Annotated in this window: 13 protein-coding genes; 7 read left to right on the forward strand and 6 right to left on the reverse strand. The window is 68.0% G+C overall.

Going from position 1 to position 12499, the window contains the following annotated elements; all coding sequences use genetic code 11:
* From ctaD to VHR41_04840, 3 genes are all read right to left on the reverse strand, one after another.
* Positions 1–1450 (reverse strand): cytochrome c oxidase subunit I (gene ctaD, locus VHR41_04830; GenBank protein ID HEX3233495.1); only part of this gene is annotated, 1450 nt, incomplete at its 3' end.
* A gap of 10 nt (positions 1451–1460) precedes the next feature.
* The gene (coxB, locus tag VHR41_04835) at positions 1461–2642 is read right to left on the reverse strand and encodes a cytochrome c oxidase subunit II (protein HEX3233496.1); all 1182 of its coding nucleotides are present in this window, start codon (positions 2640–2642) and stop codon (positions 1461–1463) included.
* Positions 2643–2741: 99 nt separating this feature from the next.
* Positions 2742–2873: a hypothetical protein gene (locus VHR41_04840; protein HEX3233497.1), complete on the reverse strand. Its 132-nt coding sequence runs from the start codon at positions 2871–2873 to the stop codon at positions 2742–2744.
* Between the two features lie 64 nt (positions 2874–2937).
* Between VHR41_04840 and VHR41_04845 the strand changes: the two genes are divergently transcribed.
* Genes VHR41_04845 through VHR41_04875 form a run of 7 tightly spaced genes read left to right on the forward strand, consistent with a single transcriptional unit; the run spans position 2938 to position 8388 of the window.
* Entirely contained in the window at positions 2938–3504 is a 567-nt protein-coding gene (locus VHR41_04845) for a GreA/GreB family elongation factor (GenBank protein ID HEX3233498.1), read from the forward strand.
* A gap of 4 nt (positions 3505–3508) precedes the next feature.
* On the forward strand, positions 3509–3877 hold the full coding sequence (locus VHR41_04850; GenBank protein HEX3233499.1) for a co-chaperone GroES family protein: 369 nt from the start codon (positions 3509–3511) through the stop codon (positions 3875–3877).
* A gap of 7 nt (positions 3878–3884) precedes the next feature.
* Positions 3885–4400, forward strand: a complete 516-nt coding sequence (locus VHR41_04855; protein HEX3233500.1) for a hypothetical protein — start codon at positions 3885–3887, stop codon at positions 4398–4400.
* Positions 4397–5242: an alpha/beta hydrolase gene (locus tag VHR41_04860; GenBank protein HEX3233501.1), complete on the forward strand. Its 846-nt coding sequence runs from the start codon at positions 4397–4399 to the stop codon at positions 5240–5242. Before VHR41_04855 ends, VHR41_04860 begins: the two co-directional genes overlap by 4 nt.
* A complete protein-coding gene (locus VHR41_04865; protein HEX3233502.1) occupies positions 5239–5697 on the forward strand; it encodes a DUF983 domain-containing protein in 459 nt (152 codons plus the stop codon). The genes VHR41_04860 and VHR41_04865 overlap by 4 nt, the downstream gene beginning before the upstream one ends.
* 37 nt (positions 5698–5734) lie before the next feature.
* Positions 5735–7126, forward strand: coding sequence for an amidohydrolase (locus VHR41_04870; protein HEX3233503.1), 1392 nt, complete (start codon positions 5735–5737; stop codon positions 7124–7126).
* The gene (locus VHR41_04875; GenBank protein ID HEX3233504.1) at positions 7123–8388 is read left to right on the forward strand and encodes an amidohydrolase family protein; all 1266 of its coding nucleotides are present in this window, start codon (positions 7123–7125) and stop codon (positions 8386–8388) included. The genes VHR41_04870 and VHR41_04875 overlap by 4 nt, the downstream gene beginning before the upstream one ends.
* A gap of 125 nt (positions 8389–8513) precedes the next feature.
* Here VHR41_04875 and VHR41_04880 read toward each other — a convergent pair whose 3' ends face one another.
* From VHR41_04880 to VHR41_04890, 3 genes are all read right to left on the reverse strand, one after another.
* Complete coding sequence (locus tag VHR41_04880; GenBank protein HEX3233505.1) at positions 8514–9740, reverse strand: DUF3011 domain-containing protein; 1227 nt, start codon at positions 9738–9740, stop codon at positions 8514–8516.
* Between the two features lie 153 nt (positions 9741–9893).
* Complete coding sequence (locus VHR41_04885) at positions 9894–10373, reverse strand: isoprenylcysteine carboxylmethyltransferase family protein (GenBank protein ID HEX3233506.1); 480 nt, start codon at positions 10371–10373, stop codon at positions 9894–9896.
* 30 nt (positions 10374–10403) lie between these two features.
* The gene (locus VHR41_04890; GenBank protein HEX3233507.1) at positions 10404–12380 is read right to left on the reverse strand and encodes a protein kinase; all 1977 of its coding nucleotides are present in this window, start codon (positions 12378–12380) and stop codon (positions 10404–10406) included.
* Between the last annotated feature and the right edge of the window lie 119 nt (positions 12381–12499).

Below are 12499 nucleotides of genomic sequence, written 5' to 3' on the forward strand. Positions count from 1 at the left end.
AGAGCGCCAGGATGAACGCGCCCACTGTCTCCAACTGGTTCAGCTGCTCGAAGCCCAGGCCCTCGGGATAGGTGTACACCCGCCGCGGCATTCCGTTCAGGCCGAGGATGTGCATCGGGAAGAAGGTCACGTTGAAGCCGATCAGCATGAGCCAGAAGTGGACCTTGCCCAGCGTCTCGTCCAGCACCCGGCCGAACATCTTGGGCCACCAGTAGTAGGCCCCTGCCGTGAGGCCGAAGATGCTGCCGCCGAACAGCACGTAGTGGAAGTGCGCCACGATGAAGTAGGTGTCGTTCTGCTGCAGGTCCGCCGGCGGGGAGGCGTGCATGACGCCCGACAGCCCGCCGATGATGAACATCGCGATGAAGCCGAGCGCGAAGTACATCGGCGTCTTGAGCTGGAGCGAGCCGCCCCAGATGGTGCCCAGCCAGTTGAAGATCTTCACCCCCGTGGGGATGGCGATCAGCATGGTGGAGAGCGAGAAGAACGTGTCCGCGATCGGCCCCATGCCGGTCGTGAACATGTGATGGCTCCACACCCCGAAGCCGAGGAAGGCGATGAACGCGCCGGAAAAGACCATCGCCGCGTAGCCGAAGAGCGGCTTCCGGGAGAAGACCGGCAGGACCTCCGAGATGATCCCGAACGCCGGCAGGATCAGGATGTAGACCTCCGGGTGCCCGAAGATCCAGAACAGGTGCTGCCAGAGGAGCGGATCGCCCCCGCCCGACGGCACGAAGAAATGGGTGCCGAAGAAGCGGTCGAACATGAGCAGGATCAGCGCCACGGTGATGACCGGAAACGCCAGCAGCAGCAGGACCTGGGTGATGAAGCTCATCCAGACGAACATGGGCATCCGCATCAGCGACATGCCCGGCGCCCGCATGTTGAGAATGGTCACGAAGAAGTTGACCGCGGCCGCCAGCGACGCCACCCCGAGGATCTGCAGGCCGAGCAGCCAGAAGTCCACGTTCATGCCCGGAGAGAACTGCCGCGAGGTCAGGTTGGCGTATCCGTACCACCCCTGGTCCGGCGCGGCGCCGAACAGGAAGCTGGAGTTGAGGAACAGTCCTCCCGACAGGAAGACCCAGTAGCTGAAGGCGTTGAGCCGGGGGAACGCCACGTCCCGCGCGCCGATCATGAGCGGGATCATGAAATTGAAGAACATGGCGCTGAGCGGCATGATCGCGAGGAAGATCATGGTCGTGCCATGCATGGTGAAGAGCTGGTTGTACGTATCCGGCGCCAGGAAGGTGTTGTTCGGCGTCCCCAGCTGAATCCGCAGCAGCAGCGCCTCGATGCCGCCCATGAGGAAGAAGGCGAAGGCCGTTGCCCCGTAGAGAATGCCGATCCGCTGGTGATCGACCGTGGTGAGCCAGCTCCAGAGGCCGGTCTTCTCGCCATGGCCGGCGGCGGCGTGTGCCCGTTGCTGGTCGACTGCGGTGGTTGCCATACGAGGCCTGTTATTGGTGAGCGCGAAGGAAGGCGACGAGCGAGCGGGCCTCGTCCGGCTTGACGCCGAGGTTCGGCATCAGCACCCCTTGCTTGATGGCCTGGGCGTTCTGAATCCAGCGGGACAGGTTCTCGTCGGTATTCTTGAGGGTGCCGGCGGCGATGTACGTCCGGGCCCCCACGTTCGCCAGGTTGGGCCCGATCATGCCGGTCGGCGCGTTGAATGCGGCGAGCGAGTGGCAGCCGATGCACCCCTTGGCCGTGAAGAGCTTCTCGCCCGCGGCATAGGCCGGGTCCTGGGGAGCGGCCGGCGCCTGGAGCGTGGCGCCCGAATCACGCGGCGCGGCGTTCTGCTGCGCCGCGCCCTGCGTTGGCTTGACCGTGGCGCCCGCGCTTGCCGTGCTCACCGAACCGGCGGGAGCGGTGGCCGGAGCGGCTCCGGTGGCCGCGGGCTTGGCCCCCAGTGTCTGCATATGAGACACCCACGCCTGGAACTCCGCCGGAGTCTGCGCCTTGATCCGGAACGCCATCCGGCCGTGCTGTATGCCGCAGAACTCGGCACACTGCCCCGAGTACTCGCCCGCCTTGTCGGCCTTGAACCAGAGCCGGGTCTCCCGGTTGGGAAAGACGTCCCGCTTGCCGGCGAAACGCGGCGCCCAGAAGCTGTGGATGACGTCGATCGTCCCCATCTTGGTGGCGACCGTCTGCCCCACCGGCACGTGCAGCTCGTTGGCGGTGGTGATGTGCAGCTCCGGATAGCGGAACTCCCACCACCACTGGTGCCCGATGACCTCCACCGTGAGCACGTCGCCATGGGGAGTGGCGGCGGTCGAGAAGATGCCCTTCACCGTCGGCACCGCGATGGCCGCGAGGATCAGCGCGGGGACCGCCGTCCAGATGATCTCCACCGCGGTGTTCCCGTGGATCTGCTTGGGCTCCGGGTCGCCCGGCTTGCCCCGGAAGCGGAAGATGGCGTACACCAGCGCACCTTCCACCAGAATGAACACGCCCAGCGCCCACCAGAAGGTGGTCGTCTGGATGTCGTCGCCGATCTTGGCGAAGTCGGAGAGCGGCTTGAGGGCGGTCTGGGGGTAGTGCTCCGGGCTGCAGCCGGCCAGAGCCAGCCCGAGGGCGCCGAGCATCGAGGCCAACGGAAATGCCCAGCGTCGGGTGGCGGCAATCCTGAGGGGCATTACACGGCCATCCTGTTTGGCAAGGATCCAAGCGGGCCAGAGGGTCATAAGCCGCCGCAGTTTACGGGGTTCTCGCGAGAAGGTCAAGGAACTCCGCGGCTATCGAATGACCCGGTCGAACGGCACCGCGCCTTCCAGCGGAGAGCCGAAATGCCACCATTCCCGAGCGTAGTTGGTGACCCCTTCCGATTCCCTGATCCGGGGCCCGCCGCGCCCCCGGCAATTGCTCATAAAGCCATCGGCAGCAGGAGCTTACGCATTTTCGCTATTCCCCGAGTGACACTCTCGTGGTATCTTGATCACAGGTTCCATCATCACTACCTGGGAATCCTCCTCCCAGGCTGACTCTTATTTCGCCTGGTCCACCATGATCCGTGAGATGCGGGAAAAGCTGAGCCGGGAAATCGACCAGCTCAGCCATGAGCTCAATATTCTGCTGCCTCAGGCTATCGCCCAGGCGGTCGAGCTGGGCGATCTGCGAGAGAACTCCGAATACAAGGCGGCCCTCGAGCGCCAGCAGTTCGTGCAGGCACGCCTGGGACAGTTGCACCAGCGGCTGAATCAGTTGAGCCAGCTCGCCAACACGGAGGCGCCCACCGATCGCGTCGGGCTGGGCTCCCGGGTCACGGTGCTGGATCTCGAGACCAACGACACCGACACCTACATGGTAGTGCTGGCTGAGATGATGGACTTCGACGCCGGGCACATCTCGCTGGCCTCGCCGCTCGGACGGGCGCTCGCCAACGGCCGGGTGGGCGACGAGGTCAGCCTCCGCCTCCCCAGCGCGGTGCGCCGGCTTCGCATCCTGGAGCTGACCACGGCCCATCAAACCGAGGGTACCGGAATCTCCGGCTCGGCGTAAGTAAATGGAATTCCCCAAGAAGCAGCTTCTGGTGGTGGGCGATCGGGTGCTGATCAGTGCCGAAGACGGAGATGATCGCACCCGGGTCGGCCTGTATCTGCCGGCTACCGCCATCGACTCCCAGCAGGTGCAGACCGGATTGATCGTCGCTACCGGCCCGGGCACCCCCGTCGCCGACCTCAGCACCCTGGATGACGAGCCCTGGAAAGTCGGCGATCGAGAGCCGCGGAATCGGGCCATGCAGGCCCGGGTCGGCGACCATGCCATCTTCTTCCGCAAGGCCGCGGTCGAGATCACCTTCGAGGAGACCAAGTACCTCGTCGTGCCGCAGGCCGCCATTCTGGTACTCATCCGGGACGACCTCCCCATCTGAACCGCCGTTGTGCTATTTCCTCTACCTCGCCACCCCGCTCACCCTGAGCGAGGTGCGCTCCATGGTGCCCCGCGGCATGACCGCCCATGTGGCGGAGCCTGCCACTCAGCAGGAGCTGCTGCCGCTCCTGCCGGAGGCGCGAACGGTGGTGCGACTCCTCGTCGGGGCCTGTTCCTGCGACCTGGTGCGCTCCCGGCACCCGGAGTCGAGAGAGGACGAGCGCCATCACCGCGAGCGATATCGCCGGCTCGGAGGTAGCCGTCCGGAGATGATCGCGGCGCTGGAGCGGCACCGCCGCGGGGCTGGCATCCGGCCGCCCGTGGGGGGCTGGGCCCGGGCGCTGGCCGATTTTGTGGCCGAGCACGCGAGGAACGCCGGCCCGAGCCTGTATCTCCTGCGCTTCCTTCCCGAGTCTCCCCGCGCCGCACCGGTTTCCGGTGTGCGGCCCTTCGCGCTCGACCTGGTCCTCGCGGCCCCCGACCAGTGGCTCGCCGAGGGCGTTCCCATCCTGGTGAGCCGGTGACCGTGGACGCCCGAGGCTACGCAGAAGGCACCTTCGCCGGGGCACAGGAGGTCCCTCTCTTCCGGCGCGCCTGGCGCCCGACCGAGCCGCCTCGCGCCGTGCTCATCAATGTGCACGGTCTGGGTGACCACTCGGGGCTCTACGGCGCGCTTGCCGACCGCATGGTCGCTAGCGGGTTTGCGGTGCACGCCTTCGATCTCCGCGGCAACGGCCGCTCGCCCGGCAAGCGGGGCCACGTGGACTCCTGGGGCGACTACCGCGAGGATCTCCGCCGCTTCGTCGAGCTGGTTGGGCGGGAAGAGCCCGGCCGGCCGCTTTTCCTCCTGGGAAACAGCTTGGGCGGGCTCATCGTACTGGAGTACGCTTTGTATCACCCCGAGGGACTCCGGGGCGTGATGGCGGCGGCTCCTCCACTCGGCCGCCTCACGGTGCCGCCGGTGCTGCTGGCGCTCGGGCGGGTGGCGTCACGGATCTGGCCGAGCTTCACGCTGAAGACCGGCATGGACCTCTCCGGCCTCGCCCAGGACCCCGCTGTCACGGCCGAGCTGCTGGCCGATCCTCTGTTCCATCGGCTGGGCTCCGCCAGGCTTTCGACCGAGGTGCAGTCGGCGATCGCGCGGGTGCAGGGCCGCGCGGCGGAGTTCCCCCTCCCGCTCCTCGTGCTGCACGGCTCCCGCGACGGGATGGTCCCACCAGATGGAAGCCGGACGTTCGTCGCGCGGGTGGGCCATCCGGACAAGCGTCTGATCGAGTATCCCGAGGGCCGCCACGTGCTCTTCGCCGACACCGGCCGGGAGCAGGTGCTCGCCGATCTGGAGCGGTGGATCGGGCGCCATCTGTGAGCCTGGCCCTCGCACCCGGGCGCGGGATCGGCTACTCTGTATCCGTGCTGCGGCCGTTCTTCCGCGCCTTGCGCCTCAGGTGTCCCCATTGTGGCGGCGGACCGATCTTCGTGAGCTGGACCCGCCTCGTCCCCAATTGCCCCACGTGTGGTCTCGGCCTGGAACGGGGTGAGCAGGGGTACTGGCTCGGTGCGTACTTCTTCAACTTGATGCTGGTGGAGACGCTCTTCAGCGTCTGGGTGATCGGCTTCCTGCTCTGGACCTGGCCGACACCGCCGTGGGACCTGTTTCAGGTGACCACCATCATCTTGATGCTGGTGGCCTCGGTCGCCTTCTTCCCCTTCTCGAAGACCTTGTTTCTCGCGTTCGACCTGTTCGTGCGGCCAGCCACCGAAGACGACTTCGCGCTCCCGCACGAGGAAGCCCGCAGGATTCGCCCGGACCAGCAGACCTGACTCGGCAGGACATGCTCACCCGCGACCGGAGTTCCGCATGGCGATGGATTTCCGTCGGTGCCTTCCGCTCCTCGTTCCTGCCGGCTCGCTCGTGGCGCTCGCGTGCGGGCCGGCCATCTCGACCACCAGCCCCACCAGTGCCGAGCGGCCGCAGTATCCCTCGACCTATCATCGCCACCCATACGCACCTGTAGTCATCCGGAACGCCACCGTGCTCACGGCCGCGGGGCCCGAGCTGAGTCGCGGCTCGGTGAGCTTCGCGGACGGGCGCATCGTCGCGGTCGGAGCCGACGTGCCGACCCCGGCGGGCGCCACCGTGATCGACGGCAGCGGCAAGTATGTCACGCCCGGGATCATCGATACCCACAGCCACCTCGGCGTCTATGCCGCGCCGGGAACGCCGGGCCTGAGCGATGGGAACGAGGCCACCGCGCCGGTCACCGCCCAGGTGTGGGCCGAGCACTCGTTCTGGCCCCAGGATCCCCAGATCCCGCTGGCCATCGCCGGCGGCATCACCGCGCTGCAGATCCTCCCCGGCTCGGCCAATCTGATCGGCGGCCGGTCGGTCACCCTGCGGCTCATCCCCGCGCGCACGGTGCAGGAGATGAAGTATCCCGGTGCGCCCTACGGTCTCAAGATGGCCTGTGGAGAGAATCCCAAGTCGGTCTACGAGAAGACCGGCCCTTCCACCCGGATGGGCAACGTCGCCGGCTATCGCGCGGCGTTCATCGAGGCCGAGAAGTATCGCCGGACCTGGGACGCGTGGGAGAAGAAGCACTCGGGCGTGCGGCCGGATCGCGATCTCAAGCTGGAGACCCTCGCCGACGTCCTCCGGGGCAAGATCCTGGTCCACAACCATTGCTACCGCGCCGACGAGATGGCCCAGATGCTGGACCTGGCCCGGGAGTTCGGCTTTCACATCCGTTCGTTCCACCACGCGGTGGAGGCGTACAAGATCGCCGACCTCCTCGCGCGCGACTCGGTGGCGAGCTCGGTCTGGGCCGACTGGTGGGGCTTCAAGATGGAGTCGTTCGATGGGATTCCGGAGAACGCCGCGCTGCTGCAGCAGGCCGGCGCGCGGGTGATCATCCACTCCGACAGCCCGGATGGCATTCAGCGCCTGAATCAGGAGGCGGCGAAGGCCATGCAGGCGGGCGAGCAGGCCGGCATCAAGATCACCCGGGAGCAGGCCATCCGCTGGCTCACCGCCAATCCGGCCTGGGCGCTGGGCATCGACAGCAGCACCGGCACGCTCGAGCCCGGCAAAGCGGCCGATGTCGTCGTCTGGTCGGGCGACCCGTTCTCGGTCTACAGCACGGTGGAGCAGGTGTACAACGACGGCTGGCTGGTGTTCGATCGGAAGGACCAGCCCCGCCGTCCGGAGACCGATTTCAATCTCGGCACGAGCGAGCCGGGGGTGGGGCGATGATCCGGTGGACGGTTGGTCTCGCGGGCGCGCTGGGGGCCATGGTGCTGGCCGCGGCGGTCCCGTGCGTAGCGCAGAGCGTGGCGATCACTGGAGGCACCGTTTACCCCGTCTCCGGGCCCAAGATCGAGCACGGCACCGTGCTGCTTCGGGACGGCGTGATCGTCGCGGTCGGTGCCGGTGTGCCCGTGCCTGCGGGCGCGACCATCATCGATGCCACCGGCCGATGGATCACGCCGGGCCTCATCGCTTCGGCCACGACGCTCGGGATCAAGCTGTTCGAGAGCAACGCCGAGCTGGAGACCGAGGAAGACACCGTGGCTGGGGACGTGAACGCCGCCGTCAACCTGGCGGACGCGCTGGACCCGGCCTCGGTTACGATCCCAGTGGCTCGGCTCCAGGGCATCACCACTACGCTGGCGGTCCCCTCCGGCGGGCTGGTCGCGGGCCAGGCCGTGCTCTTCGACCTGGCCGGCGACCGACTGCCTGACCTGGTGGTCCGCTCGCCGGCCGCGATGGTGGCCGATCTCTCGCAGTCGAGCAAGGGCGCCGGCGGAGGCAGCCGGGCGGGTGCGGCCGCGCGGCTCCGCCAGCTGCTCCGCGATGCCCGCGAGTATCAGCGGCGGAAGAGCGATTTCGAGCATGCCCGGATGCAGCCGCTCTCCGCCCCCGGGCCGGATCTGGAGGCGCTGCAGCCGGTGCTGGAGGGTCAGCTACCCTTGCTCATCACCGCCAACCGCCGGAGCGACATCGAGACGGCGCTCCGGATCGGGCAGGAGTTCGGGATCCATCTGGTCATGCGCGGCGCCGCGGAGGGGTGGCAGATGGCGGCCGAGCTGGCGCAGGCGCGGATTCCCGTCGTGGTCGAGCCGCTCACGGATGTGCCCACGTTCGACGCGCCCGGCGCGCGGCTGGACAACGCGGCCCTGCTCCAGGCAGCGGGCGCGACGGTCCTCATCGCACAGACCGATCTCGCGCAATTCCGAGACCTGCGTCAGGCGGCCGGCAACGCGGTTCGTACCGGCCTCGGCTGGGACGCAGCGCTGCGGGCGGTGACGCTCGGACCGGCGGAAGCGTTCGGGGTTGGGGAGAAGTACGGGTCACTCGAGGCGGGGAAAGTGGCCGATCTCGTGGTCTGGTCGGGCGACCCGTTCGAGTTCGCCAGCCGGGTAGAGCACGTCTTCATCCGAGGGCGGGACCTGCCGCTGGTGAGCCGGCAGACCGAGCTGCTGCAGCGCTACCGGAGGCTGCCGCCGGCGTATTGAGTCGTCACCGGCCGCTGTCCGGAGCCACAATCTCTCCGGAGCCACGATCTGTCATCCCGAGGAGCGCGGCGCTCCGATGACAGTTCGGGGTGATTTCGTGCTCCGCGATCAAGCTGATCTACAGGTCACCGGGGCGGGCTCTCCACCTCGAAGTCGGCCCGGCAGCCGCTTGTGACCCAGATCCGATTGGCGTCCGAGCCCCAGCTCTGCCCCTCGGTGCAGGGTGCGTCGCTCAGCACCTTGACCAGGCGTACGCGGCCACCGCTCGGAATGGCACACTCCTTTCGATCGCCACCTTGCGACTCGCAGGTGACCTGCCGCACCTGCCCAGGCCCCTGGCCAGGCCCCTGGCCAGGGGTGATGTCTTCTCTCCGCCCACCTGCCGGAGCCCCAGGCGCAGTCCGGAACTGCACCACCTTTCCGATGCGATTGATCCGGCACTCGCCGCGTCCACCCCGTCGCATGCTCCAGTCGACCCGGATCAGTCCCTCGCCCTCACGCGAAGCCACCGAGGTCGTCACCTGGGCGTTCGGAGTGCCGGGGAACCGCCGCAAGACCTCCTCCCGGCAGGCACGCAGGGCCTGAAGGTCGGCCGCCGCGTCCGGCCGATTGAGATCGTATCCCGGCCGCCGCTTCGACTTGAGCTCGAACTCGGCGCGGCAGCCACCGGTGACCCAGATCTTCCGATCGTCCCACCCCCAGGAGCGCCCCTCCAGGCAGGGGCTCGCGCTGATGACCCGGACCAGCCGCACGTCCACGCTCTCCGGGAGGGGGCACTCGTTCCTGCGGTTCTCGCGGGACTCGCAGGTGAGCCGGCTCCTCCCGCCGGTGGCGGTCGGTTGGTTGGGATCGGCCCGGATTGTCCTGAAATCCACCACCTGTCCTTGGGCGTCGACCAGGCAGGTGCCCGCGGCGCCCCGCGGCGTACGCCAGCTCACCCCGAGATTTCCCTTGCTGTCGCTGCGTCCCGGCGTGACGGTGATCTGCCCGTCCGGGACCTGGGGCATGCGGCCCGAGACCTCGTTCTTGCAGGCCAGGGCGGCCGTGTTGCGGTCGAGCGGTCCGGTGACCGATACCGGAACGGGCTGGGTGAGGTTCTTGGCCTCGACCCGGACCACCCGTCCGCCCTCGATCACGCAGACCCCCGAGAGACCGCGGGCGGTCCGCCAGTTCACCACCGAGGGGGAGACCTGGCCCACGGTCACCTCGGAGGAGTCCGAGCCGCTGAACCTCGCGTACACCGCCTGGCGGCACCCCTCCGTCGGGGTGGATTGCTGCGCGTCGAGCCGGAGCGTGACGGTGACCGCGAGCAGCGCGAGCACGACGCTGGGAGAGCGGAATGGGGAGAGCATCGACACCTCCGAAGCGCTGGCCGGGACCTTGGGTGCGAGCGATAAGGGAAAGCTAGCCTCGGGCGTAGGAGACGCTACGCTCGTGTTCCACTGGGCTGCCGGTAAGGGCCCGCTCATAGAGCGCGGGAAGGTGGCTTCGGCTCACCATGCCGGTCAGACCCAACGCGGCCACCAGCGTCCTACCCGCCGACAATACTCCTTGTACTCACCCCCGAACGTCCGGCGCAGCGTGGGTTCCTCGTACACTATGACGAACAGGTGCATCAGCACCAGGAACCCGGCTCCGTAGACGAAAAGCGGCAGGGATTCATAGTAGAGTGCCGCACCAAGCAACGCGGTGGTCGCTCCTACGTACATGGGATTCCGCACCCATCGGTACGGCCCCCGAACGACCAGTCGACGAGGAGGATCGAAAGGCGCCGGCGTCCCCCGGCCGATGAAGGCGAACGTCAGGATACAACTCACGGCCAGCGTTCCGCCCGCAACCGCAAGGAGGATCCCCAGCACCTGTATCGCTCCCACCTGACCGGGGGCGGCGATGCCGGACCGAGCCACCACCTGCGCCGGTAGAAACACCAGTAGAAGGCCGATGAAGAGACTGGCGTAGACAACGGCTCGAACGAGGGTGAACATGGCTTTGGCGATGGGCGAAAAGTTAGCCTCCTAGCAGCCAGCCTCGGAGGGTGGTCTCGGCGTGATGAGCAGCTGCCGGAAGCGCTGGTCGGCGGCAATCGGTGCGAAGGGTGGGTCGCAGCGCAGGTGCACTTGTGAGTGGAGATCACCCCGGTCTTCGACACTGGCCAGCCACGGCAGGGCACGATCGATGTCGCCGAGCCCGGCGTACGCCTCGGCCAGCCAGACCGCGGTGTGCAGGGGCGTCGGTGAGTAGGCCGCGGCCAGCGAGTCGGCGTGTCGCAGGAGGGCCCGCGCCTCCTTGAGCCGGCCGGCGCGGGCTTCCGCCAAGGCACTCCCCGCCAGCGCGTTCACGATCTCGATATCGTCGCCGAGCCGCCGCGCCGCGTCGAACGCCGCGGCGCCTTTCGCAAAATCGCCATGTTCGATCGCGACAAATCCGCCTACCTCCCTGGGGAGGATGTAGTTCGCATCCAGCGCGACGGCGCTGTCCACCCACGCCTGGGCGCTGTCATATTGGTGCCGCCAGTAGTACGCCTGCCCGAGGAACGCGGCTCCCTCGGCATAGGTGGGCGCCACGGTCACACTGCGATGCCACGCCTTCATGGCTCCCGTGAAGTCACCGGTCTCGGCCATGCTCATCGCGAGAACGTGCCAGGCCGGACCTGACGCGGAGTCGAGAACCAGGGCGCGGCGAATGGCGCGGAAGGCAGGCGTCAGGTCCGTCGGGTCGACCGCGCGACTGACCATTGCCTGGGCAACCCAGGCCTCCGCGCTCCCGGAATCGGCGGCCCGAGCGCGCTCCACGGCCAGCACCGCCAGGCGCAGGGTGCTGTCCCGGGAGATTCCCGGCAGCGAGAAGTTCCGGATGTAGGCGCGGACGTAGGCCTTGGCGAGTCCGGTCCAGGCGGGCTCGTGGGTCGAGTCGCGCCGCACGATGGCGCTGTAGTCGGTGATCGCCGCGACGACGCCCGCCCTCGTGCGCCGGTCGAGACTGTGTTCCGCGCGCGCGTCCAGCGCCGCGAGCTCCGAGCCCGGCCGTGGCGGAGCTGGGTGGGCGTGGACCAGCTGGAACGCCAGCGCAGCCAGCCCGCCGATACCGGCGAACCAGGCCCACCACGGCAGGCGCCGACCGGCGGTGGGTCGACGCTTCCGGCCCACCTCTCCGGATGTGGGGGCGTCTCGCAGGGTGGCGCCGAAGGCGGCCGCTGTCGGGAACCGGTCCGCTGGGACCTTTGCAAGCGCTCGGACGATGGCGGCATCGATATGCTCCGGGACGGCGTCACGGACCGTCCGAAGCGGTGTGGGCGGCACAGTCATCAGCTTGGCGATCACCGCCCGTCCCGTGGCGCCGGTGAACGGCGGCTCGCCCGCCAACATCTCGTACACCACCGCACCGAGGCTGTAAATATCGCTCTTGCTGTCGAGTCGCCGCTCGGCGGTGGCCTGCTCCGGGCTCATGTAGTGCGGGGTGCCGACGCTGAGGCCGGTCTCCGTCAGCCGCTCGCCGCCCGCCTCGTGCAGTGCGAGCGCGATGCCGAAGTCGGTCAGCATCGGCTCTCCCTCGTGCAGCAGGATGTTCTCCGGTTTCACATCCCGGTGGATGACGCCGCGCTGGTGGGCATACTCGAGCGCCCCGGCGATGGCACCGGCGATCGCGAGCGCCTCAGGGACTCCGAGCTGTCGGTCCCGCGCCAGCCGATGTCGCAGCGACTCTCCCCGGACGAGGGGCAGCACATACCACAGGAATCCGTTGCTTTCGCCGGAGTCGATCAGGGTGAGGATGTGGGGGTGGTCGAGCTTCGCGGTGACTCGGATCTCGGTCAGGAAGCGCTCGCGGCCCAGCACCGCTGACAGCTCAGGACGAAGGACCTTGAGAGCGACATCCCGGTCATGCCGGAGGTCGCGGGCGAGGTAGACCGTGGCCATGCCCCCCTGGCCCAGCTCCCGCTCGAGGCGGTAGCGATCCTGGAGCGCGCTGATGAGGCTCGGCGGAACCAGCGTCATGGGCACCGGTTTGGGAGTGTGAATACCCAATCTGCCGGTCGAAGAAGAGCCACGCCACCATCGCCGAGCTCCGGGCCACTCCTCCACGCTGGTATGGGTGATCCAACACAACATTCCCA

It is taken from the genome of Gemmatimonadales bacterium (assembly GCA_036265815.1).
Taxonomy (GTDB): domain Bacteria; phylum Gemmatimonadota; class Gemmatimonadetes; order Gemmatimonadales; family GWC2-71-9; genus CAVVWJ01.